Annotated in this window: 19 protein-coding genes; 8 read left to right on the forward strand and 11 right to left on the reverse strand. The window is 69.2% G+C overall.

The genetic code is table 11. The annotated features are described in order from the left end of the window. Window positions 1–122: 122 nt before the first annotated feature. From F1D61_RS08390 to F1D61_RS08405, 4 genes are all read right to left on the reverse strand, one after another. A complete protein-coding gene (locus F1D61_RS08390) occupies window positions 123–896 on the reverse strand; it encodes an ABC transporter ATP-binding protein (RefSeq protein WP_203157464.1) in 774 nt (257 codons plus the stop codon). Continuing rightward, entirely contained in the window at window positions 893–1,930 is a 1,038-nt protein-coding gene (locus F1D61_RS08395) for a FecCD family ABC transporter permease (protein ID WP_203157465.1), read from the reverse strand. Before F1D61_RS08395 ends, F1D61_RS08390 begins: the two co-directional genes overlap by 4 nt. Further along, window positions 1,927–2,949: an iron ABC transporter substrate-binding protein gene (locus F1D61_RS08400; RefSeq protein ID WP_203157466.1), complete on the reverse strand. Its 1,023-nt coding sequence runs from the start codon at window positions 2,947–2,949 to the stop codon at window positions 1,927–1,929. Before F1D61_RS08400 ends, F1D61_RS08395 begins: the two co-directional genes overlap by 4 nt. Window positions 2,950–3,189: 240 nt before the next feature. Next, on the reverse strand, window positions 3,190–3,399 hold the full coding sequence (locus F1D61_RS08405) for a TOBE domain-containing protein (RefSeq protein ID WP_048427261.1): 210 nt from the start codon (window positions 3,397–3,399) through the stop codon (window positions 3,190–3,192). A 219-nt stretch (window positions 3,400–3,618) separates the two neighbouring features. Here F1D61_RS08405 and F1D61_RS08410 point away from each other — a divergent pair, with 219 nt between their 5' ends. The 3 genes from F1D61_RS08410 to F1D61_RS08420 all read left to right on the forward strand — a co-directional run bounded on the left by F1D61_RS08410 (window position 3,619) and on the right by F1D61_RS08420 (window position 6,845). Next, window positions 3,619–4,128 carry a pyridoxamine 5'-phosphate oxidase family protein gene (locus F1D61_RS08410; RefSeq protein WP_203157467.1) on the forward strand — a complete coding sequence of 170 codons (510 nt, stop codon included), beginning with the start codon at window positions 3,619–3,621 and terminating at the stop codon, window positions 4,126–4,128. A gap of 169 nt (window positions 4,129–4,297) precedes the next feature. After that, on the forward strand, window positions 4,298–5,590 hold the full coding sequence (pncB, locus tag F1D61_RS08415; protein ID WP_203157468.1) for a nicotinate phosphoribosyltransferase: 1,293 nt from the start codon (window positions 4,298–4,300) through the stop codon (window positions 5,588–5,590). Window positions 5,591–5,726: 136 nt separating this feature from the next. After that, on the forward strand, window positions 5,727–6,845 hold the full coding sequence (locus F1D61_RS08420) for a GGDEF domain-containing protein (RefSeq protein WP_203157469.1): 1,119 nt from the start codon (window positions 5,727–5,729) through the stop codon (window positions 6,843–6,845). A 13-nt stretch (window positions 6,846–6,858) separates the two neighbouring features. On the opposite strand, the gene hemC is transcribed toward F1D61_RS08420, so the two are convergent. Both hemC and F1D61_RS08430 read right to left on the reverse strand, forming a co-directional pair. Beyond that, complete coding sequence (gene hemC, locus F1D61_RS08425; protein ID WP_203157470.1) at window positions 6,859–7,794, reverse strand: hydroxymethylbilane synthase; 936 nt, start codon at window positions 7,792–7,794, stop codon at window positions 6,859–6,861. Between the two features lie 85 nt (window positions 7,795–7,879). Then, on the reverse strand, window positions 7,880–8,179 hold the full coding sequence (locus F1D61_RS08430; protein ID WP_203157471.1) for an antibiotic biosynthesis monooxygenase family protein: 300 nt from the start codon (window positions 8,177–8,179) through the stop codon (window positions 7,880–7,882). A 213-nt stretch (window positions 8,180–8,392) separates the two neighbouring features. Between F1D61_RS08430 and F1D61_RS08435 the strand changes: the two genes are divergently transcribed. Together F1D61_RS08435 and F1D61_RS08440 are read left to right on the forward strand one after the other, a co-directional pair. Then, window positions 8,393–8,872, forward strand: a complete 480-nt coding sequence (locus F1D61_RS08435) for an RNA polymerase subunit sigma-70 (RefSeq protein WP_203157472.1) — start codon at window positions 8,393–8,395, stop codon at window positions 8,870–8,872. Window positions 8,873–9,000: 128 nt separating this feature from the next. Continuing rightward, window positions 9,001–9,315: a carboxymuconolactone decarboxylase family protein gene (locus tag F1D61_RS08440; protein WP_246775784.1), complete on the forward strand. Its 315-nt coding sequence runs from the start codon at window positions 9,001–9,003 to the stop codon at window positions 9,313–9,315. Between the two features lie 68 nt (window positions 9,316–9,383). Here the strand turns inward: F1D61_RS08440 and F1D61_RS08445 are convergent, their stop codons facing one another. Then, window positions 9,384–9,848, reverse strand: coding sequence for an Hsp20 family protein (locus F1D61_RS08445; RefSeq protein WP_203157473.1), 465 nt, complete (start codon window positions 9,846–9,848; stop codon window positions 9,384–9,386). Between the two features lie 258 nt (window positions 9,849–10,106). Between F1D61_RS08445 and F1D61_RS08450 the strand changes: the two genes are divergently transcribed. Further along, a complete protein-coding gene (locus tag F1D61_RS08450) occupies window positions 10,107–11,090 on the forward strand; it encodes an alpha/beta hydrolase (protein ID WP_203157474.1) in 984 nt (327 codons plus the stop codon). A 205-nt stretch (window positions 11,091–11,295) separates the two neighbouring features. On the opposite strand, the gene F1D61_RS08455 is transcribed toward F1D61_RS08450, so the two are convergent. The 4 genes from F1D61_RS08455 to pbpC form a co-directional block, all read right to left on the reverse strand. Beyond that, a complete protein-coding gene (locus F1D61_RS08455; RefSeq protein ID WP_203157475.1) occupies window positions 11,296–12,810 on the reverse strand; it encodes a glycoside hydrolase domain-containing protein in 1,515 nt (504 codons plus the stop codon). Window positions 12,811–12,942: 132 nt separating this feature from the next. After that, window positions 12,943–13,734: a histidinol-phosphatase gene (hisN, locus tag F1D61_RS08460; RefSeq protein WP_203157476.1), complete on the reverse strand. Its 792-nt coding sequence runs from the start codon at window positions 13,732–13,734 to the stop codon at window positions 12,943–12,945. 92 nt (window positions 13,735–13,826) lie between these two features. Beyond that, window positions 13,827–15,875 (reverse strand): AI-2E family transporter, encoded by a 2,049-nt coding sequence (locus F1D61_RS08465; protein WP_203157477.1) that lies wholly within the window; start codon window positions 15,873–15,875, stop codon window positions 13,827–13,829. Window positions 15,876–16,001: 126 nt separating this feature from the next. After that, window positions 16,002–18,035: a penicillin-binding protein 1C gene (pbpC, locus tag F1D61_RS08470; protein WP_246775785.1), complete on the reverse strand. Its 2,034-nt coding sequence runs from the start codon at window positions 18,033–18,035 to the stop codon at window positions 16,002–16,004. Window positions 18,036–18,491: 456 nt separating this feature from the next. On the opposite strand from pbpC, the gene F1D61_RS08475 reads away from it, so the two are divergent. After that, complete coding sequence (locus F1D61_RS08475; protein WP_203157479.1) at window positions 18,492–19,355, forward strand: hypothetical protein; 864 nt, start codon at window positions 18,492–18,494, stop codon at window positions 19,353–19,355. A 27-nt stretch (window positions 19,356–19,382) separates the two neighbouring features. After that, window positions 19,383–20,918, forward strand: coding sequence for a DUF1598 domain-containing protein (locus F1D61_RS08480; RefSeq protein ID WP_203157480.1), 1,536 nt, complete (start codon window positions 19,383–19,385; stop codon window positions 20,916–20,918). Window positions 20,919–20,994 lie beyond the last annotated feature (76 nt).

Raw genomic sequence — 20,994 nt, forward strand, 5'->3', positions numbered from 1 at the left:
GCTCCTGAATTTCGCAGTCCGTCTGGTTCCGCGTCATGTAACCCCTGCGCCGGGAAACGCCAGCGCAGCGAGGATGGTCATCGGTGGGGGGAGCGTGGGGCGCAGGTCTCGGGACGGCGTCCTCACCTGCCCGGCAGGAAGGCCCGCGCGCCGCTCTCCCTGTCCCGCACCTCCTCGACCGGCGCGCCGTAGAGCCGGCTCAAGGCCGCGGCATCCAGCACCTCCGTCACCGGGCCGGCGGCGAGGGCCGCGCCGCCGCGCAGGAGCAGCGCCCGGTCGGCGTAGCGGGCGGCCTGGTTGGGATCGTGGGTGGTGAAGACGAGGCCGAGCCCGTCGGCGCGCAGGCGCAGAATCTCGGCCATCACCCGGCCCTGGTTGCTGAAATCGAGGCTGGCGGTCGGCTCGTCGAGGACCACGATCCGGGGTTCTTGCGCCAGCGCCCGGGCGACCAGCACCAGTTGCCGCTCGCCCCCCGACAGCCGCGTCACCGGCCGCTCGGCGAGATGGGCGATGCCCATCCGGGCGAGCGCCGCGTCCGCCGCCGCGTGGTCGGCCCGGGAGGGGGCGGAGAGGAGCCCGGTGCGGCTGGTCCGTCCCATCAGCACCACGGCGCGGGCCGTGAACGCGAAGGCGCTTGCCGCGGCCTGCGGCACGTAGGCCATCGCCTGCGCCCGCTCCCGGGCCGAGAGGCTGCCGAGCGGGCGGCCATCGATCCGGATGGTGCCGCTCAACGAAGGGAGTAGGCCGAGCAGGGTCTTGAGCAAGGTGGTCTTGCCGCCGCCATTGGGGCCGAGCAGCGCCAGGGCCTCGCCGGCGGACAACCGCACCGAGAGGTCGCGGCCGATCTCCCGGCCGGGATAGCCGAAGGCGAGGGCGTCGGCCTGAAGCAGGGTCACGACCAGTCGCGCTCCGCCCGGGCGAGCAGCCACAGGAAGACCGGCGTGCCCACGACGGCGGTGAGGATGCCGAGCGGCACCTCGACCGGCGCCACGGTGCGGGCCAGCGTGTCGATGGTCAGCAGCGTGCCGGCGCCCAGCAGGGCCGCGGTCGGGATCAGCCGGCCGAAGCCGGGGCCGACGAGGAAGCGGGCGAGATGCGGCACCACCAGCCCGACCCAGCCGACGATGCCCGCCGTCGCCACGCTCGCCGCCGTGACCAGGGTGGCGGCGGCCACCACCGCGACCCGCAGGGGGCCGGTGGCGAGACCGAGCGAGCGCGCCTCCTCGTCCGGCAGGGACAAGACGTCGAGGCGCCAGCGCAAGGCGAGGAGGAGCCCGGTGCCGAGAACCACCGGACCGGCGAGCGACAGGAGATCGGAGGGATGCGTGCCCGACAGGCTGCCCAAGAGCCAGAAGGTCATCGCCGGGAGCTGGTTGTAGGGGTCCGCCAGGTACTTGATCAGCCCGACGCCGGCCCCGAGGAGCGAGCCGATGACGACGCCGGCCAGCACCAGCACCAGGACCGGATCGCGCCCCGACAGGGCGGCGCCGAGCGCGTAGACGCAGGCGACCGCGATCAGCCCGCCCGCGAAGGCCAGACCCTCGATCGCCAGCACGCCGAGCGAGAGCCAGATGCCGACGACCGCGCCGAGCGCCGCGCCCGAGGAGGCGCCGAGGATGTCGGGCGAGACCAGGGGATTGCGGAAGAGGCCCTGGAAGGCGGTGCCGGCGACCGAGAGGGCGGCACCGATCAGGATCGCGGCGGCGATGCGGGGCCCGCGGATCTGCAGCACCACCGCCTCGACGGCCGGTGCCACGTCCGAGGCGTGGCCGGTGAGGCGGCCGAGGAGCACCCGGGCGACGTCGAGGAGCGAGACCGGATAGCGCCCGACCCCGAAGGCGAGGGACGCGGCGAGCCCCAGGGCGAGGAGCGCGAGCCAGGGTCCGCCGAGCCGGATCGCCCGGGCGCCTGTCAGCGCGAGGCCGCTCACGAGGCTCCCGCCAGCACGCGGTCGAGGGCGGGATCATCCGGCGTCACGTGGTAGAGCCGGCGGTAGAGGTCGCGGGCGATGCCGCGGATGTCCTCCGGGAAGAGCGCAGGATACAGGACCTTGCCGAGCCACCACAGGCCGATCAGGCGGTTGACCGAGGGCGGGAAATCGACCCAGCCGAAGGGCAGCGACGGGCTCACATGCAGGCGGTTGGCGCGAAGGGCCGGCGTCGCCTGCCAGAGCGGGTCCTGGCGCGCCGCGGCCGCGAAGGCGGGATCGAGGGCGACGATCACCTCGGGCGCCCAGGCGACCACGTCTTCCGGCGAGACCTGCGCCAGGCCGCCGCCGGGGCCCGCCACGTCGACGGCGCCCATCAGCGTTAGCGCCTCGACGTTGATCGCGCCCGCCCGCGCCGTCTCAAGGCCGCGGGGGCCGCGGGCGAGGTAGACCCGGGGGCGCTTGCCCTCCGGCACCGTTGCGACGCGCTCGCGCATCGTCGCCAGGATGCCCTCGGCGAGCGTGGCCAGAGGCTCGGCGTCGCGCCCGATCAGGCGGCCGAGGCTGCGATAGGTGGCGGGCGTCGAGGCGAGGCGCCCGTCGAGGAGGGCGTAGGGAATGCCGGTCTGGCCCTGCACCCGGTCGGCCAGCGAACGGTAGGTCTCGGCCGTGGAGCCGACATCGAGGATCAGGTCGGGCTTGAGCGCCAGCACCGTTTCGAGGTTGGCGGTGTTGCCGCGCCCGGTGAGCCGCCCGACCTCAGGCAGGTCGGCGGCCTGCGGCAGCAGGTAGGGCCTTTCCGCCGGGCGGATCGCCCGCGGCCAGCCGAGCAGCAGGTCGGGCGCCAGGGTGTAGAGCAGGATCGCCGCCGGGGGCCCGGCGGGGAACACCCGGGCGACGGGACGCTTCAGGGTGTCGAGCGCCCGGCCGGCATCGTCCCGCAGGGGATCGGCGGCGCGGGCCGTGGTCGCCAGCGCGAAGGCTGCGGAGCCGAGGAGCAGGGAGCGCCGGTCGGGTTGCATGGCGAAAGCACTCGGAGCGCGTGCTCGACTGGAATGCCGACCGTCATCCCACCCGATCCACCTCATCCTGAGGTGTCAGTCGATCTGTGATCGACTGACCTCGAAGGAGGGCTCCAGAGATCGCCGAGGCACCTGGAGCCCTCCTTCGAGGCCTCCGCTTCGCTCCGGCACCTCAGGATGAGGTCGCAGGTCGGATGAACGGGGCATCCGTGGAGCCGTTCGAACCAGGGGAGCGAAGTCTCAATCCGTCGCGATCATCACGTCGCTGGACTTGATCACCGCCTTCACGGTCTTGCCGGGCGCCAGGCCCAGCTCGTCGGCGGATTCGTTGGTGATCGCCGCGGTGACGACCTGCCCGCCGGCGAGCTCGACCCGGACATGGGCGGTGGTGGCGCCCTTCTTGACCTCGACGACCTTGCCGTCGAGCTGGTTGCGTGCGCTGATCTTCATCGCGAGCCCGTGTCTTCGTATCCGATCCGTCGGCGTCCCGCCCTGCGGTCGCCGCTCCCGCACAGATAGGCGCCCGAGCCGCGTTCGGCGAGCCGCTTCCCCGAAAGTACGGCCGAGTTTCGGTGGCGGGCAACCGAAACCAAAGCCGGCATCGTCCGTTGTCGTGCAGCTTCGAGCGGCGGCGACCGCTCGCGACTTGGTTTCGAGGGAGAACGACGGATGCACCAGGGCAGCCACCGCGACCACGAGGGCGCAAAGAAGCTCTTCGCGATGATCAAGGACGTGAAGATCGCGATGATGACCACAGCCGATTCCGACGGGCAGCTGCGCAGCCGCCCGATGTGGAACCAGGACGCGGACGAGGCCGGCGACCTGTGGTTCTTCGTCAAGCAGGACGCGCCCGTCACCAACGAGATCGGCCGCGACAACCAGGTCAACCTGTCCTATTCCGACCCGTCGAACCAGAACTACGTGTCCGTGTCGGGCAAGGCCGAGATCGTGCGCGACAAGGCCCATATCGACGCCAAGTGGAGCGAGAGCCTGAAGACCTGGTTCCCGGGCGGCAAGGACGACCCGTCGATCGCGCTGATCCGCGTCCACCCCGAGAAGGGCGAGTACTGGGACAGCCCGAACTCGACGATGCTGCACCTCTACGGCTACGTGAAGGCCGCGGTGACCGGCGAGTCGCCGAAGACCGAGAAGAAGGCGGTCGACCTCGGCGCCCGTTGAGACGAGGCTCGGATCGCTGAGGATTGCGGCGCAAGCTGAGCCGGCGCCCGGCTCGCGCGCTTGACTCTGCGGCCCGAACCGTGCGGGCTTCGCACCCGCCGTCGCCCCGCCCGAGGGGCGACGGCCCGGCCGCCCGCAGGAGGCGGCCCGAGGCAGGCAGGCACGGGCGATGCTCGATCTCGCGACCAGGGTCTACAACCACACCTGGAAGATCGACCCGATCATCCGCTCCGTGCTCGACACGGATTTCTACAAGCTCCTGATGGCGCAGACGATCTTCCGGCGCCACCGGGACGTCTCGGTCACCTTCGGCATCCAGAACCGCACCAGCCGGGTCCGGCTCGCCGACCTCATCGATCCCGGCGAATTGCGCGAGCAGCTCGACCATTGCCGGTCGCTGCGGCTGACGCGGGGCGAATCGACCTGGCTGCGCGGCAACACCTTCTACGGCCGGCGCCAGATGTTCTCGCCGGACTTCATGGACTGGCTCGAGAATTTCCGCTTCCCCGACTATCTCCTGGAGAAGCAGGACGGGCAATACGTGCTCACCTTCCACGGCCCGTGGATCGAGACCACGATGTGGGAGGTGCCCGCACTCGCCATCCTCAACGAGCTGCGCTCGCGGGGCGTGCTCAAGGGCATGGGCAAGTTCGAGCTCCAGGTGCTCTATGCCCGCGCGATGACGCGGATCTGGGAGAAGATCGAGCGGCTGAAAGCCCTGCCGGGCCTGTCGATCGCCGATTTCGGGACCCGGCGCCGCCACGGCTTCCTGTGGCAGGACTGGTGCGTCGAGGCGATGATCGAGGGGCTGGGCAACAGCTTCCTCGGCACCTCGAACTGCCTGATCGCGCTGCGCCACGACATCGAGGCGGTCGGCACCAACGCGCACGAACTGCCGATGGTCTATTCCGCCCTGGCCGAGGGCGACGAGGACCTGGCCCGCGCGCCCTACCTGGTGCTCGCCGACTGGCAGCGGGACTATGCCGGCAACCTCCTGGTGATCCTGCCCGACACCTACGGCACCACCGGCTTCCTGGAGCGCGGCCCGGCCTGGATGGCCGATTGGACCGGCATCCGCATCGATTCGAAGGATCCGATCGAGGGCGGCGAGGAGGCGATCCGCTGGTGGGCCAAGCACGGCCGCAACCCGCGGGAGAAGCTGGCGATCTTCTCGGACGGGCTCGACGTCGACGTGATCGAGCGGATCCACCGCCATTTCCACGGCCGCCTGCGCATCGGCTACGGCTGGGGCACGCTGCTCACCAACGATTTCCGCGGCCTGGCGCCGGACCGGCGCCTCGACCCGATCTCGATCGTCTGCAAGGTGATCTCCGCCAACGGCCATCCGACCGTGAAGCTCTCCGACAACCCCACCAAGGCCCTCGGGCCGGACGAGGAGGTCGAGCGCTACAAGCGGGTCTTCGGCGTCGGGGCGCAGCAGGTCTTGCCGGTGCTCGTATAGAGTATGGGTATCTCGGAGGCGGGCCATCTGACGCAGAGGGATGCGAGCCACGACCCGGGCCTGCCGGTCGCATTGTCTGATTCGTCATAGGTTCCGTGCTTCCGTCTTGGCCTGACCCGAGGCGGATGCGTGGCGGATGCTCCCAAGGCTTGAAACGGACGACATCTACGTTGCCCTGGTCGGCGAGCTCTCGCGGATCGGCCTGTCGACCGTCATCATGGCCGTCACGCTGGTCGGGGTGGGCCTGTTCGCCGCGCAGGCCCTGGACAGCGGCATCCTGTTCGCGGCGGTGGCCGCCGGGGGCCTGGCTTCCATCTGCAAGCTCGTGATCGTCCACCGGCATCGTCGCCGGCTGGCCTGCGGACGGCTCACGCGCGCGGAGGCCCGCGCGTGGGAATGGGGCCAGATCCTGAGCACCGCCGGCGTCGCCTCCTCCATCGGCACGATCGTCGGCACGGTCTTCGCGCAGCCCCGGATCGAGCTCCAGATGCTCGCGACCGGCATGCTGTTCGGCTATTGCTCCGGCGTCGTCACCCACCTCTCCGTCCGGCCCGTGCTGGCGTCCGGCGCGCTGCTGCTGGCGGCCCTGCCGGCGATCGCGTCGGCGGCCCGGGCCGGTGACATGTCCCACGACATCCTGGCGGCGATGTTCGGCCTCTTCCTCGTCGGGGCGCTCCACAGCGTCGTGTCCGCCCACCGGACCGCCATCCGGCAGATCCGCCTGCGCCTCGACATGGCGGCGCTCGCCCGGAGCGACGCCCTGACCGGGCTCGCCAACCGGCTCGGGCTGCGACGGGCCTTCGCCGGCCTGCCGGGAACCGGGGACGACAGCGTGGCGGTCCACTGCTTCGACCTCGACGGCTTCAAGCCCGTCAACGACCGCTACGGCCACGCGGCCGGCGACGCCCTGCTGCAGGAACTCGGTGCGCGGCTGAACCGGCTCGTCGCCGCGCCCGCCCTGGCGGCCCGGATTGGCGGCGACGAGTTCGTGGTGCTCCAGCCCGGCATGCGGCACCGGCGCGAGGCGGAAATCCTGGCGCGCCGCATCGTCCACGCCCTCGGCGCGCCCTACGACCTCGCCGGGGAGACCGTCAGCGTCGGCCTGAGCCTGGGCTTTGCCTGCGCGCCGTCATGCGTGGCGGATCTCGACGACCTGATCCGGAAGGCGGATGCCGCCTCCTACGCGGTGAAGCGGCGCGGTGGCGGCGTCGCCGCGAGCGAGGAGGGCCCGGTCGCCGAATCCGCTCTCCCTTGAGGGGCGCGGCTCGCTACTGCAGCTTCGCCCGGTAGGTCTCGCCGGCTTTCGCCTTCAGCTCGGCCCCCGCCTCGCGCCCGATCGCCAGGGCGTCGGCGACCCGGCCGGTGCGGTGCGTCGACCAATGGGTGCTGCCGTCGGGCAGGAACAGGATTCCGTCGAGGGTCAGGCGGTCGCCGTCGATCTGGGCGAGCGCCGCGATCGGGGTGCGGCACGAGCCGTCGAGTTCTTCCAGCAGCGCCCGCTCGGCTCCCACCGCGATCGTGGTCGTGGGGCAGGCGACGGCCTGGAGCCGGGCGATCACCTCGGTGTCGCCGGCCCGGCACTCGATGCCGAGCGCGCCTTGCGCCACCGCCGGCAGCATCGCGCTCACCGGCAGGATCTCCTGCGCGCGGTCGGCGAGGCCGAGGCGCTCCAGCCCCGCGATGGCGAGCAGGGTGGCGTCGCAGGCACCCTCCTCGAGCCGCTTCATCCGGGTGTTGGCGTTGCCGCGCAAGGGCACGATCGTCAAGTCGGGCCGGTGCATCAGCACCTGCGCGCCGCGCCGTAAGGAAGAGGTGCCGACCCGGCTGCCCGGCGCCAGGGTGGCGAGGCTGTTTGCCCGCGGCGACAGGAAGGCGTCGCGCGGGTCGTCCCGCTCCAGGATGCAGGCGATGACGAGCCCGTCCGGCAGCCAGGTCTCGACGTCCTTCATCGAGTGGACGGCGATGTCGACCTGATCGGTCAGCAGCGCCTGCTCCAGCTCCTTGGTGAACAGCCCCTTGCCGCCGATCTCGGAGAGCGGCCGGTCGAGCACCTTGTCGGCCACCGTGGTGACGACGACGAGCTCCATCGCGCCGGGCTCGGCGAGGTCGGGATGGGCGGCCGCGATGCGGTCGCGCACCATCCCGGTCTGGGCGAGCGCCATCGGGCTGCCGCGGGTGCCGATGCGCAGGGGACGTCGGGCCATGGTCGGGTGCCGTGAGATCGAGGAACCTTGACTCGCGAGTAGCGGGTCGGGGGCCTCATGTCACGCTGCGGCTGCTCCGCGAGGCTCAGAAGCCCTGGACCGCCAGCACCGTGTGCTCGACCTGCGGCGGGGCGGCGAAATGCTCCGAGACCAGGGCGCGCCAGGCCGGGAAATCCGCCGATTCGCGGAAGTCGACCGTGTGGTTCTCCAGGGTCTCCCAGCGCACCATCAGCCGGTAGCGGGTCGGGACCTCGACCGAGCGCTGCAGCTCCATGCCGCGGCAGCCCTTGGCACGGCGAAACAGCTCCGCCGCCTGGCCGACCCCGGCCTCGAAGGCGCTCTCGTGCCCGGGCTTCACCTCGATCTGCGCGATTTCCAGAACCATGCCGGCCTCCTGTTTGGTGGAGGAAGCCATGCGCGAAGCCGCTCGCCTTGTCCAACCGCGCGGGCGGCGGCAACAGCAGTGGATGGCCCCCGGCGGCCGGTTGCCAAGCCGGAACGGGACGCGCACAAACCGTGGATGACCTGTGCACGGAGGCAACCGGCGCCGACCGGCGGCCGTTTCCCTGCCGGAACGTGACAGCGGAGTTCGGTCCCGATGGCGACGCTGAAGGAATTCGAGGAAGCCCTGCGCGAGAACGGCATGCAGATGGCGCTGGCGATTCTCGAGCGCCTGCGCGAGCGTGACCGCGCCACCCGGGTGGTGAAGCCCGGTCGCCGCATCGTCGGCAAGAAGATGACCCCGGAACTCGCCCGCGAGATCCTGGAACTGCACGGCTCGACGGAGATGACCCAGCAGGAGATCGCCTTCAAGCTCGGCGTCAACCAGGGCCGGGTGAACGAGGTGATCAAGCGCGGCAAGTGGCTCTCGGGCGACCAGACCGCGCCCGAGGCCGTGGCCCGCGACAAGGGCAAGGCGCGCATCCAGGGCGCCGAGCCGAAGCGGCCGCGCAACGCGTCCGCCAAGAATGGTGGCAAGGGCAGCGCCAAGGGCGGCAAGACCGGCGCCACCAAGGACAAGGCCGGCAAGCCGCCGAAGGCCCCGGCGACGGCGCAGCTCGCCTTCGGGGATCTCTGAGGAAGGCGCTGGACGGGCCCAAAGCCGCATTGGGCGGCGGCCCGTGATCCTCTAACAGTCGAAAGGCCGAGCCGCCCCGATCGACGGGCGGCCGGTCACGACACCGGCCAACCCGGGAGGATCACGCCATGTCCCACGCGCTCTACGATTCCGCCAACCTGACGAAGCTGCCCGCCCTGAAGACCCTCGCCCCCGAGGCGATGGCGGCCTTCGAGGCCCTCGACAAGGCTGCGCTCGCCGACGGCGCGATCCCGCGCAAGTACAAGGAGCTGATGGCGCTCGCCGTCGCCCTCACCACGCAATGCCCCTACTGCCTCGAAGTCCACCGCGAGGCGGCGAAGAAGGCCGGTGCCACCGAGCAGGAACTGGCCGAGACCGTCTTCGTGGCGGTGGCCCTGCGGGCCGGCGCGGCGCTCACCCACGGCACGCATCTCCTTCCCTGACGCGACGAAGCGCCCCGGCCGGGTGGCCGGGGCGCTCCCCTGAACGCTTCGAGAAGGTCTTTTGGCGCTTACGCGGCCTTCTGGACGCTGCCCTCGATCGACTGGGCGCGTGCGCCCGATGCGATCTGGATCTGGCGCGGCTTCTTGGCCTCCGGGATCTCGCGGACGAGATCGACGTGGAGCAGGCCGTTCTCCAGCGCCGCCCCCGTCACCTGGACGTGGTCGGCAAGCTGGAAGCGCCGCTCGAAGCCGCGGGCCGCGATGCCCTGGTGCAGGAACTCCGTCTGCTTGGCGTCGCCCTTGCGCTCGCCCTTCACGGTGAGCGCGTTCTCACGGGTCTCGATCGACAGATCCTGATCCGTGAAGCCGGCCACCGCGAGGGTGATCCGGTACGCGTTTTCGGCCGTGCGCTCGATGTTGTAGGGCGGGTAGGTCGGCGCCGCATCCGAGGTCACGAACTGGTCGAGCGCGGAAAACAGGCGGTCGAAGCCGACGGTCGAACGGTACAGGGGGGCGAGATCGAACTGACGCATGACATATTCTCCGTCTGAAGCAATATGTAGTCTTGGAGGACCGCCGCTGGGGCCGGTCCCGGTCTTGCGCGCCGCCGTATCGGCCGGCGCCCCTCGCATATTGGAGTGGTCCCTAGACTGATCAAGGCCACGGCAAGCGGGGCGATGCGAATTTTTTTCGAGCGGCCGGCGCGGGGGCGGGACAGTTCGGGCTCGCGCCCCACTTGTTAGGGGGTGCCGTGCGAGGATGCGGCGGTAGACAGCCTCGGAGGCCTTCTCGTGACCGTGCCGCTGCTCGCCACGCCCGACAACCCGATCCCGCCGGGGGCCACGCTGCTGACGGTCCGGACCGCCGACGGCCTGTCCCTGCGGGTCGCCACCTGGGCGCCGACGGCGCGGGCCGTCCACGGCACGGTCTGCCTGGTCCAGGGCCGGGCGGAGTTCATCGAGAAGTACTTCGAGACCGTGACCGAGCTGCGCGGCCGCGGCTTCCACGTCGTCGCCTTCGACTGGCGCGGCCAGGGCGGCTCCGACCGTACCGTCGAGGACCCGCACAAGGGCCATGTCGACGATTTCTCCGAGTACAAGCTCGATCTCGCGGCGGTGGAGACCCAGGTGATGGAGGCGCGGATGCCGCGCCCCTTCTTCGGCCTCGCCCATTCGATGGGCGGCGCGATCTGCCTGACCGCGGCCCGGGAGGGCTGGCTGCCCTTCGAGCGCCTCGTCGCCCTCGCCCCCATGGTGGCGATCTGCATGATCCGCCGGCCGAAGGCCGCGATGCGCCTCGCCACCGTGCTGCGGGCCTTGAGGTTCGGCCGCCGCTACGTGCCGGGGGGCTCGGCGGTCTCGATCGCCACCAAGCCGTTCCCGAACAACCGCCTCACCGCCGATCCCGTGCGCTACGCCCGCAACGCCGCCGCGGCGCTCGCGGTCGGGGCCGGCGCCATCGGCGATCCCACCATCGGCTGGCTCGCCGCCGCCTTCCGGGCGATGCGCCGTTTCGAGGATCCGCGCTACCCGCTCGGCATCCGCGTGCCGGTCCTGGTGGTGGCCGCCGGCGCCGATCCCGTCTGCAGCACCCCGGCGGTGGAGCGCTTCGCCGCCCGGCTGGCGGCCGGCCACACCATCACGCTGCGCGGCGCCCGCCACGAGATCCTGATGGAGCGCGACGCGATCCGCGAGCAGTTCTGGGCGGCGTTCGACGCGTTCGTGCCGGGGACGGCCCTGCCGGTGGCCGGGGAGGCGCGGGCCGAGGTGGCGTGAACGGGGCCGGACGCGGCCGCTGCCACGCTGTTGGTCGACCCGGGCACATCGCGATGTCCAGGCCGCGCAATGCGGTCGGTTATATCAACGGCCCCAGATGCTGACGCATCGGGCCGTAGACCCATCTCGAATTTTCGACACGAAGCCAAAGGCTTGGCGAAAATTCGAGAACGGAACCAAAGGTCGTTTTCAACGACCTTTGGTATTACTTGATGAAATCGATGTATCCCAGGAGGCGTGGCATCTTCACGAGCCTGGTTTTGCGGCGGAAGACACCGTACCCGTCACGAGAGCCGCCATTGTTGGTGTTCCCCTCGATGGTGACGAGGCGATCCCCAGCCACGCTCTCCACGATACCGCCATGGCCTTTGCCTCCCCCGGTATCGAAGAGGAACACCATGCCGGGTTTGATCAGCGCCGGCTCCGCCTGCCGGGCCGCGACCACGTTCGTCGCACCATTCGTGCGGAGCTTCCACAACGCATGGACACCCGCCGTGCGCGGCAGCGTCGAAAGGCCCGAGGCATCCGTCCTGGCAGCCTCCTTGAACACCCATTGGATGAAGCAGATGCACCAGGCGTAGCTGTCCGCCCGGGGGTTCAGGCCGGCGGCACGGATATACTCGTCGACCTGCGGCCCGCGATTGGAGTACCGGGGCTCTTCCCGCACACCGACTTGGGATGCCGCGATCTGGACGACGAGATCTCGGGCGCTCGCTCCGGCTGGCAGAGGAAGAGACTCCGACAGAGCTTCCGCGCCGAACAGCGCAGCCCAGGTATTGGGGCCGATTTCGCCGTCCACTTCCAGTTCGCGACCGAGCGGATCGGTGTGTCGCGCCTGGAAGAGCGAGACCGCATCCTCGGTCGCTTCCCCGAAATCGCGATCCACGACCAGCTTCGTGATCCCGATCTCGGTGAGTCGCTGCTGGATGGCGGCGACGGTCTCCGAATCGAACTCCCCACGCTTGATGATCCGGCCGGGATAGCGCGGGACGACATTCCCCTCCGAGCCGGCCATGCCGCTGGCAAGGACCGGTGCCGGGGCGCCCGCGCTGGTCGGCACGGCATCGGCCGCGGCAACGGCGGGCCTGACCGCGGCATCGAGCCGGAACTGGCCGAAATCCGCACCCTGCGTCTCGTTGGTATCGATGCCCACGTCCGCGACCCTCCCCGCTTTGCCTTGGGCGATCGACCATCGCTTGGAGGCATAGAACGCGCTGTGCCCGGCATGCCCGGTCGACATGCTCAGCCAGGCCAGGTCCGCGAGGCCGGCGTTCAGCAGGTGCGAGCATGTGCGCCCGCTCCCGTAGATACCGATCCGGTAGGGGTTCCCGGCCGCTTCAAACACGGCTCGGATTGCCTGAAAATGCGCCGCGATCGGTCCCTTGACCGCCTCCTCACTCGCGTCGTAGTCCGCCGAAAAATAGATCGCCGATCCTTTGGGCTGTCCTATTGTATTTTGTGCGTAGGCGAGAGCTTCCTTGGCTTCAGCCGTTCCGATCGATGCGCTGAAGTCGGCATCGTGCCTATGAGAATTTTGATAGACAGTCCAAATTTCGATCTCCGCGGCCGATATATGCTCGGCTTCCTTCCGAGTTATAATCTTCCACTTGTTGTTGGGATCGGAATAGTATCGGCCGATGGCCTTGATTCCCGCTGCGCTGAGTTTTTTCGCGTCGTTCGCGGAAACTTTCGATGCGGTATCAACTGCGTGCAGTGACATGACATCGCCTCCCAGTCCGGGGTCGGACCAGGAGGAACTTTAACTGATTTTTTACTTTATCCAAGGGCTGCGCGATACGAAGCGGCAAGATTGTGTCTGCGCAGGTCGGGTCCGGCACGGACCCGAGCGGCTTCACCCGTTCAGCAGCGCCAGAGCCGCCTCGTGCAGCCGCTTGTCCCCGGCCGCCACGATCCGCCCGCCCTTGGCGGCGGACTCCCCTTCCCAGGTCGTCACGACGCCGCCCGCGCCCTCGATCACCGGGATCATCGCCACGATGTCGTAGGGCTTCAGTTCGGCCTCGACCACGAGATCGATATGGCCGGCGGCGAGCATGGCGTAGGCGTAGCAATCGGCGCCGTAGCGGGCGAGGCGCACGGCCTTTTCGACGCGCTCGTAGGCCTGCCGGTCGGAGGTGCCGTCGCCGAACAGGCGCGGATCGGTGGTGTGCAGGATCGCGTCGGCGAGGTCGCCTTTCCGGCGGGTGCGCAGGCGGCGGTGCCCGTGCGGGCCCTGGTAATGGGCAGCTTCGCCGTCGCCGAAGAAGCGCTCGCCGGTGAAGGGCTGGTTCATCAGGCCGTAGCAGGGCACGCCGCCGCGGGTGAGCCCGATCAGGGTGCCCCAGATCGGCAGGCCGGCGATGAAGCCGCGGGTGCCGTCGATCGGGTCGAGCACCCAGACGTAGTCCGCGTCCGGATTCTCGGTGCCGAATTCCTCGCCGAGGATGCCGTGATCGGGAAAGCTGCGCTTGATGAGCTGGCGCATCACCGCTTCGCCCGCCCGGTCGGCCTCGGTCACCGGATCGAAGGCGGCGAGGCCCGCGGCCTTGTCCTCGGTGGCGAAGGAGGCGCGGAAGAAGGGCAGGATGGCCTGGCCCGATTGGGTGGCGAGCTCGTCCACGAACCGTGCGAAATCGACCACGCTCATGCTGTCCCCGCTTCCCGCTCGATCCGCGGGCCCGCGGCCCGCTTCCGCCGGATCGAAAGGGCGGCGCGGGCCCGGCGTCAAGCCCCGAGGTCTCAGGCGTCGGCCCGCTCGGGCACGGGCTCGACCGCATCGTCCGCCCCTCGCGCCGGGGCGGGGGCGGCGGCCGGCACGTCGCGCACGGCCTCCAGGCAGGCCTCGACGCCCTCGCGCAGCGAGACCGCGTAATGGTCGGCGCCGAGCGATGTCCGGGCGCCGGGATCGCTCAGCACCGCGTCGTCCGCCGGCCACAGGCCGACCAGCACCTGCGCCTCGGGCGCCCGCCGCCGCACCCGCTGGACGAGGTAGCGCAGATGGGCCGGCGTGCCGCTGATCTCGAGATAGGAGATGCAGACCATCCGCGCCGCCGAGGCGTCGAGCGACCCGATCTCGGCCCGCGACACCGCCTCGAACGGCACCACCCGGGTGCCGAAGCCGTGCTTGTGGAGGAGCTGGGCCAGCATCATCGAGGCGGCCTCGTCGAGCGGCCCGCGGCCGGCGACGCAGAGCACCGCGCCGTCGCGCCGCCAGGCTTCCGGCAGCTGGTCAGGGGCGGGGGCGTCCGGCACGGCGGGGGCGGCCTCGCACGGCACGTCCTCGTCCTGGCGGCCCGACAGCAGCCGCCCGGCGAGGCTGGACTTGGCCTCCGGCGCGGCGTCGTCCCGGTCGGCGAGGTCCTCGATCAGCTGCGCGATGCCGACGCGGATGCGCTCGAGCTGGCTCTCGGTCAGCACGCCGCGGCGGGCGTCGGTGGCGGCGAGCTGGAGGCCTTTCAGCGCCACCTCGTCGTAATAGGAGGAGAGCGAGCACTGGGCGAGGATGACCTCGGCCAGTTCCTGCGCCTCGTCCGGGTCGTCGGCCAGCATGCGCTGGTAGAAGTTCTCGACCGGAGTGAGCGCCGGGCGGTCGCCGAACAGCACGTCGAGGAATTCGAGCTTGTCGACGTGGCGGCCGAGCACGACGAGGCAGACGGTGAGCGGCGTCGAGAGCAGGAGCCCGACCGGTCCCCACAGCCAGGTCCAGAACAGGGCCGAGACCAGGACCGCGAAGGGCGACAGCCCGGTGGAATGGCCGTAGAGCAACGGCTCGATGAACTGGCCGACCAGCGGCTCCAGCACGATGAACAGGGCGGCGGTCGCCAGCACCATGTTCCAGCCCGGATCGACCGCGGCGGCGAGCGCCAGCGGCAGCAGGGCCGACAGGAAGGCGCCGATATAGGGCACGAAGCGCATCAGCGCGGAGAAGATGCCCCACAGGATCGGATTCGGCACCCCGATCAGCCACAGGCCGGTGCCGATGACGAGGCCGAACCCGGCATTGAGGGCGAGCTGGACCAGGAAGAACCGGCTCAGGCGCCGCGCCGCGTCGTCCATCGCCACGGTGGTGCGGTGCAGGTCGCTGGAGCCGACGAGGCGGATCATCCGGTCGCGCAGGTCCTCGCGCTGGACCAGGATGAAGATCAGCACCACGAAGACGATGCCGAGGGTGGCGAGCGGCGAGAGGACCGGCGACAGGACCTTCTCGGCGAGCTCGACCGGGCTCGGATCGCGGTCGCGGACCTCGACCAGGACCGGCTTGTCGGGATTCTGCACCGAGGGCGGCGGGGCGGGCTTGCCCGACGGAGGCTTCTCGGCGGGTTTTTCCTCCGGCTTCTGCTCCGGTGCCCCGGCCTGCTGGATCGTGTGGTTGATGCTGCGCAGATACCCGGCGAGGTCGCCGAGCGGCCCGGCCTTCAGGTTCTCGGCCTTCTGGGCGATGGTGCGCTGGTAGCGCGGCAGGCCGGTCGAGAGGTCGGCGACCTGCATGCCGATGAGGCCGCCCAAACCCGCCACCACGGTGAGCAGCAGCAGCACCGCGACGCCGACGGATGGAATCCGCCCGAGCCGCAGCTTGCGCAAAAGCGCCACCAGCGGCCCGATGACGAAGCTGAGCAGCACCGCGATGGCGATCGGGATCAGGATCTCGCGGCCGAAATACAGCGCCGCCACGATCACCGCGGCGATCACCAGCGGCGCCGCGAGGCCGTCGCCGGGGGTCTCGGCGGCCTGGACCCGGGCCGGCTTCATCGGCAGGAGGCCCCTGCGATCGTCTCGCCCATCCGCCATGCGACGCTCAACTCCCACGCGCGCGGCGCTCGCCGTCTCGCCACGCTTCCACCGGGGAGGAACGGGGTGGGCGGCGAAACGATCCGCCGTTGACCCAGGGCCATGCTCGCGAAATCGTGTTTGCGCTTACTCGATCCGCACCAGCACGCTGTCGCTCGCACCTGCGGCGTCGAGCACCGAGATGCGCACGAAGCCGGCGCCGTCGGGCTGCCACTCGGCCTGGCGCCGGTCGGATTCGGTCACCGGCAGGCCGCCGACGAGCCAGGTCAGCGGCAGGGTGCCGCCGAGCGCCTTGAGGGCGAGGCCGGCGGGAACCCCTTCCTGCGCCCCGAGATCGATTCGCGCCCCGTCCGGCGGATAGGCGATGCGCAGGCGGTCGGTGGGGCCGCCGTCCCGGCGCAACGTGCGTAAAGGAGGCGGCAGGGCCGAGGTCGTCGCCACCAGGGCGTCGCGGGGGCGCGCCATGGGCTCCGGGTCGCCGCCGAGGCGGGCGAAGGCGTCGAACAGCAGCGGCGCGGCGGCGATCCGCCCGACGAGGCCCGGCACCCCGGCCCCATCCGGCCGCCCGAGCCAGACCGCGATCGTGTAGCGGCGGTCGAACCCCACCGCCCAGGCGTCGCGATAGCCGTAGGACGTGCCGGTCTTGTAGGCGAGGCGGTTCGGCAGGGCGCTCTCGGGCGGCGGCGTGCCGCGCAACACGTCGGCGACGTACCAGGAGGCGACCGGCTCGGCGATGCGCGGCAGGACCGCGTCCGTCGTCGGCGTGTCGAGGCGGCGCTTCAGCACCGGCACCGCGCCGCCGCGGGCGAGCCCGGCATAGAGCCGGGCGAGGTCGGCGAGCGTGATGCCGAGGCCCCCGAGCGCCACCGGCAGGCCCGGTGCGGCGTCCCTGGGCAGGGCGATGGCGGCGCCGGCGGAGCGCAGGCGGGCGATGAAGCGGGCCGGCCCCACCGCCTCCATCAGCTCCACCGCCGGGACGTTGAGGGAGAGCTGGAGCGCGCGCCTCGCCGTCACCGTGCCCTGGAAGGTGAGGTCGAAGTTTTCGGGCGCATAGGAGGCGCCGAACCGGGACGGGCGGTCCTCGATCAGGGTCTCGGGATGGGCGAGCCCCGATTCGAACGCCATGGCGTAGACGAAGGGCTTGAGCGCCGAGCCCGGCGAGCGGACCGCGCCGGTCATGTCGATGGCGCCCGACCGCGTCGCATCGAGATAGCCGGCGCTGCCCACTTGAGCCCGCACCTCGCCGGTGGCGTTGTCGATGACGAGAAGCGCCGCCGACAGGCCGGGCGCGATCGCCGCCGCCCGTTCGGCCACCAGTGGTTCGAGCCGGGCTTGCAGCCGCGCGTCGAGGGTGAGCCGATGCACGGCCAAGGCCGGCTCCTGCGCCGAAGCCGCCTCGGCGGCGTGGGCGGCCAGCATCGGGAACGGTCTTCGCCCGTGCGGCACCGGCTCGGCCTTGGCGGCGAAAGCTTCCGCCGCCGGAACCACGCCACGGGCGGCCGCGAGGTCGAGCACCCGGTCGCGGGCCCGGCGGGCGGCCTCCGGGAACCGGTCGGGCCGCCGCCCCTCCGGCGCCTGGGGGAGAGCCACCAGCAGGGCGGCCTCGGCGAGCGTGAGGCGTGCCGGCTCGCGCCCGAAATAGGCGAGGCTGGCCGCCCGCAAGCCCTCGACCGGCCCGCCATAGGGGGCGAGCGCGAGATAGAGCCGCAGCACCTCGTCCTTGCCGAGGCGCCGCTCCAGCTCGATCGCCCGGGCGATCTGGCGCAGCTTGGCTTTCAGCGAGCGCTCGCCCCGCGGCTCGACGAGGCGCGCCACCTGCATCGACAGGGTCGAGGCCCCCGACACGATCCGCCCCGCCGCGAGCCACTGCCCGGCGGCGCGGAGCAGCGCCCGCGCATCGACGCCGGGATGGTCGCGGAAGCGCCGATCCTCGTAGGCGGTCAGCATGGCGAGGAAGCGGGGATCGACGGCGCCCGGCTCGAGCGGCAGCCGCCAGCGGCCGTCCTGGGTGGCGAAGGGGCGCAAAAGCGTGCCGGCGCGGTCGAGGACGATGGTCGAGCGGGCGTTCGCCGCGGTGAGGTCGAGGGGTGGGAGGTCGGGCCAGAGCCAAGCGGCGGCGAGGGTGAGGCCCGCCGCGAGGCCGGCCAAGCCCCACGCCATCCGTCGAGTCGCCGGTCTGTTGCGCGCTGCCATGCGGAATCTGGTCCCGGTGCGATTGTGCTCCGGCGCCGTTCTCACGGCAATCCCTTCCGCGGGATCGGGCGAGGCGCCGCCGCCCGATCCCGCATCGTGCCATGCAGTGATCGAAGTTTCTTCATTGATCGCCGGTTCGTAATAGATAGTTAGCGGCTATTATATTGCTATATATTATAACAATTTCCGTGCCATAGTTCTAGATTAATACGGTTTTTATAATTATTGTATCGCATCATGTGGCGATGTATTTCTCTGGCGCGATCTTGATGTGATTGGCGTCGTTGTCGCGTCGCACCGACGATCGATTGACAATATCTGTTACAGACAGTTACATTTTACTGTCGAGGGCTGGAGAAACTGGATCCGGGCCGTCGAACCCAGTCGACGGCATATCGTCATGAAAACGATTCGGATATAGCAGTGTATATCAAATATGCAGTTGTCATTCTCGGCCTTTCCGGCTGTGCAGCTCAAGCTGAAGAGTCCTGGTTTCAGGCCTGCGGCCCAGTCTATCCCGTTCGTCTCGAAGGGCCCGCCTGCGAGAGCCGCGCGAGTGAGGGCGGCATCCGCGGAAATCATCCGACGACCGGCGTCGCATGGTGCTGCGTCGCTCAACAACTGACGCGGGAAGAAAAATGCGCGAAGGACATCAAGAAATTCACTGAAGATTCGAGGCTCGGAAAGAGGCCATCCGCGCAGCGTTTCGCTCTTCTGCAGTACGACTGCGCGAACGAGCTCGCCGATCTCTCGAAACGGACCGGCGTGAAGATCCCGCGCTACTCGCAACGGCGCGACGTCCCGCAATCGGAGCGGGATCGGCAGCCCCCGCCGGGCGGCAGGCGCGGTCCCGTCATCGATCCTTACCTCAACGAGGTCCTCGCCTATGGGATCGCCATCGCGGCGCAAGCCGCCATCGTCTATCCCGTCCGCCCGATGAAGATCGATCCCGGAAATTCACGCATCAACTCCGGTGGTCCGTCCCATCCCTCGTCGCAATATCCCGATGTCCTCCGGGATGCGCAGCGCCGTCCCAGCGGTATTTCCGGCTTGGGGGGAGGCTCACGAGGGGGGCAGCAGTCCGTGCCCGTGAACCACCCCGTCGACCAGAATGCCAATGTGCCGGCGCGTTCGTCGATGCCGCCGGCGACGGCCGTGAGGCTCGGCCCACAAGTCCCGCAATCGAGCAAGGCGAACGGTGTCATCGTCAATCCGGAGCCCGTAAAAGTGCAGGAAATGTCGCCTGATTTGAAGCAAAAACTCTTAAATCTACAAATGACAAATTAGTTTAAATATTTGATGGGGGTAATTGTCATGAATAAGTCTGATGTGTCCATATCCCGCCGGGCTTTGCTCAAGATGGGCTCCGGGGCGGCGGCAGGGGTGCTGCTCGGACCGGCCGCGGCCCAAGCTTTGGGCGAGGATCTTTATCCCGCAGATCGCATGATGATGCCGTCCGAGGCGATGGACGCGCCGACGCAAACGGCATGTTCTCGCCCGCAAGCCGGATCCGACGTCCCGAACCCCGAGCGAGGCGTCTCCATCCTTCGCCTGCTGGAAAGTAAGCCGTCGCCGGAGGCTCGCATTCCGGGGCTCACCCGGATGGATGGTTTCATCGAAACCGATAGAGACATCATCGTCTGGGGGGTCTCGGAGCCCGGTCAGCCGGAATTATACTTGACGGACTTCATCCTAGGATTACAGCTCGCCTTGTCGCCCGACAAATATGCGGGGGCATCGCAGCCAAATATCGGAAGCCAGCTCAGTTACTACTCCTCCGGATTCAGTCGCACGGGCGTTTTGATCTCCATCGATCCGGTCAAGGACACGATGGCGCGCGTCAGGGAGGCCGGCACCAAAAAGAAGTATGTCGACATCTGCTCCGGTGCGCAAAACGTCAGGGTGGAGGGGATGCTGCGCCGCTCACGTGCGGTCAAAGTCCTCGTCGACGCCGATTACCGTATGAAAATGGTTGGCCTGAGCCGAGCGACTCTGCCCATCAAGCCGGGCCTGCCCGGGACATTCGATGAAACATGGAAACGTCACAAGCAGACGGGAGGCAATTCTGGAAGCGTGACGTCGAGGTTCTGGTTTCACGCTGGAGATTTTTCATACCATGGATCTGGCAACGCGATCTTCCTCGAAAAATCCAATGTGGTCTTGAGCACCGAAGATCACGTCACTGTTTCTGATGCAGGAACCGGCCGCGTGAACCCGGACGCTCAGGCTTTCGCATGTTCATGGACCGCGCGAATGGCAGAGATCGAGGCGGCGGAACCGATTTGGAAGGATCTTAACAACGTCTACAGGCATTTCGCAATCGGACGTATCTACGCGCAACAACATGATCACAATGGTTTTTATAAAAAACATCTTCATAAGTTGATCGACGAGTTTGTGCATTGGGATGTCGACGTGCCGGAGACTTTGCCGGGATTGTCTCGCTGGGAGGAGTTCACCGGGAACGTGAAAGGCCAGAGAAGACATTTGACGAGCAGTGTCTGCGGTGGCGTGTCCATGGAGTTCGGACGCAATTTGCGCAAGGTCGAATCCAACCTCCTCCAAGGGCCGCGCCCCTTCGTCAGGATCGAGCAATCGAGACCCTCTCCCGGCGCCATCAGTTGGGCCGTGTTGGCACCGGATGCAGAGCCGCCGAAATCCGCCGACTCCAAGAGCGGTGCTTCTTCGGGTCAGGTCGAGGCTCAAGCGGTCAAGCGTGACGATCCGCCGGCGCCGGCACCGTCCAAGAGCGAAGGTTATAATTTTGGAAGTCTCATCTATATCATTCCTATCGGCGTGATAGGCGTTGCCTGTGCCGCGAATCTGTTGATGAAAGAGAAGAATACGTAGTTCGCGCGCGTGTGCCGGGGAACCGCGGCCCGGCCGGCCCGCTGCTGGCGCCCGAACACTGTGCTGGTGTCCAGGA

The sequence above is a fragment of the Methylobacterium aquaticum genome (genome assembly GCF_016804325.1).
GTDB lineage: Bacteria > Pseudomonadota > Alphaproteobacteria > Rhizobiales > Beijerinckiaceae > Methylobacterium > Methylobacterium aquaticum_C.

Bases quoted from the DNA above. Each gene is read 5' to 3' on its own strand.
- F1D61_RS08400 (WP_203157466.1), bottom strand. From the start codon at position 2,949: ATGCAACCCGACCGGCGCTCCCTGCTCCTCGGCTCCGCAGCCTTCGCG.
- F1D61_RS08405 (WP_048427261.1), bottom strand. From the start codon at position 3,399: ATGAAGATCAGCGCACGCAACCAGCTCGACGGCAAGGTCGTCGAGGTC.
- F1D61_RS08410 (WP_203157467.1), top strand. From the start codon at position 3,619: ATGCACCAGGGCAGCCACCGCGACCACGAGGGCGCAAAGAAGCTCTTC.
- pncB (WP_203157468.1), top strand. From the start codon at position 4,298: ATGCTCGATCTCGCGACCAGGGTCTACAACCACACCTGGAAGATCGAC.
- F1D61_RS08420 (WP_203157469.1), top strand. From the start codon at position 5,727: ATGCTCCCAAGGCTTGAAACGGACGACATCTACGTTGCCCTGGTCGGC.
- hemC (WP_203157470.1), bottom strand. From the start codon at position 7,794: ATGGCCCGACGTCCCCTGCGCATCGGCACCCGCGGCAGCCCGATGGCG.
- F1D61_RS08430 (WP_203157471.1), bottom strand. From the start codon at position 8,179: ATGGTTCTGGAAATCGCGCAGATCGAGGTGAAGCCCGGGCACGAGAGC.
- F1D61_RS08435 (WP_203157472.1), top strand. From the start codon at position 8,393: ATGGCGACGCTGAAGGAATTCGAGGAAGCCCTGCGCGAGAACGGCATG.
- F1D61_RS08440 (WP_246775784.1), top strand. From the start codon at position 9,001: ATGTCCCACGCGCTCTACGATTCCGCCAACCTGACGAAGCTGCCCGCC.
- F1D61_RS08445 (WP_203157473.1), bottom strand. From the start codon at position 9,848: ATGCGTCAGTTCGATCTCGCCCCCCTGTACCGTTCGACCGTCGGCTTC.
- F1D61_RS08455 (WP_203157475.1), bottom strand. From the start codon at position 12,810: ATGTCACTGCACGCAGTTGATACCGCATCGAAAGTTTCCGCGAACGAC.
- hisN (WP_203157476.1), bottom strand. From the start codon at position 13,734: ATGAGCGTGGTCGATTTCGCACGGTTCGTGGACGAGCTCGCCACCCAA.
- F1D61_RS08465 (WP_203157477.1), bottom strand. From the start codon at position 15,875: ATGGCGGATGGGCGAGACGATCGCAGGGGCCTCCTGCCGATGAAGCCG.
- pbpC (WP_246775785.1), bottom strand. From the start codon at position 18,035: ATGGCGTGGGGCTTGGCCGGCCTCGCGGCGGGCCTCACCCTCGCCGCC.
- F1D61_RS08480 (WP_203157480.1), top strand. From the start codon at position 19,383: ATGAATAAGTCTGATGTGTCCATATCCCGCCGGGCTTTGCTCAAGATG.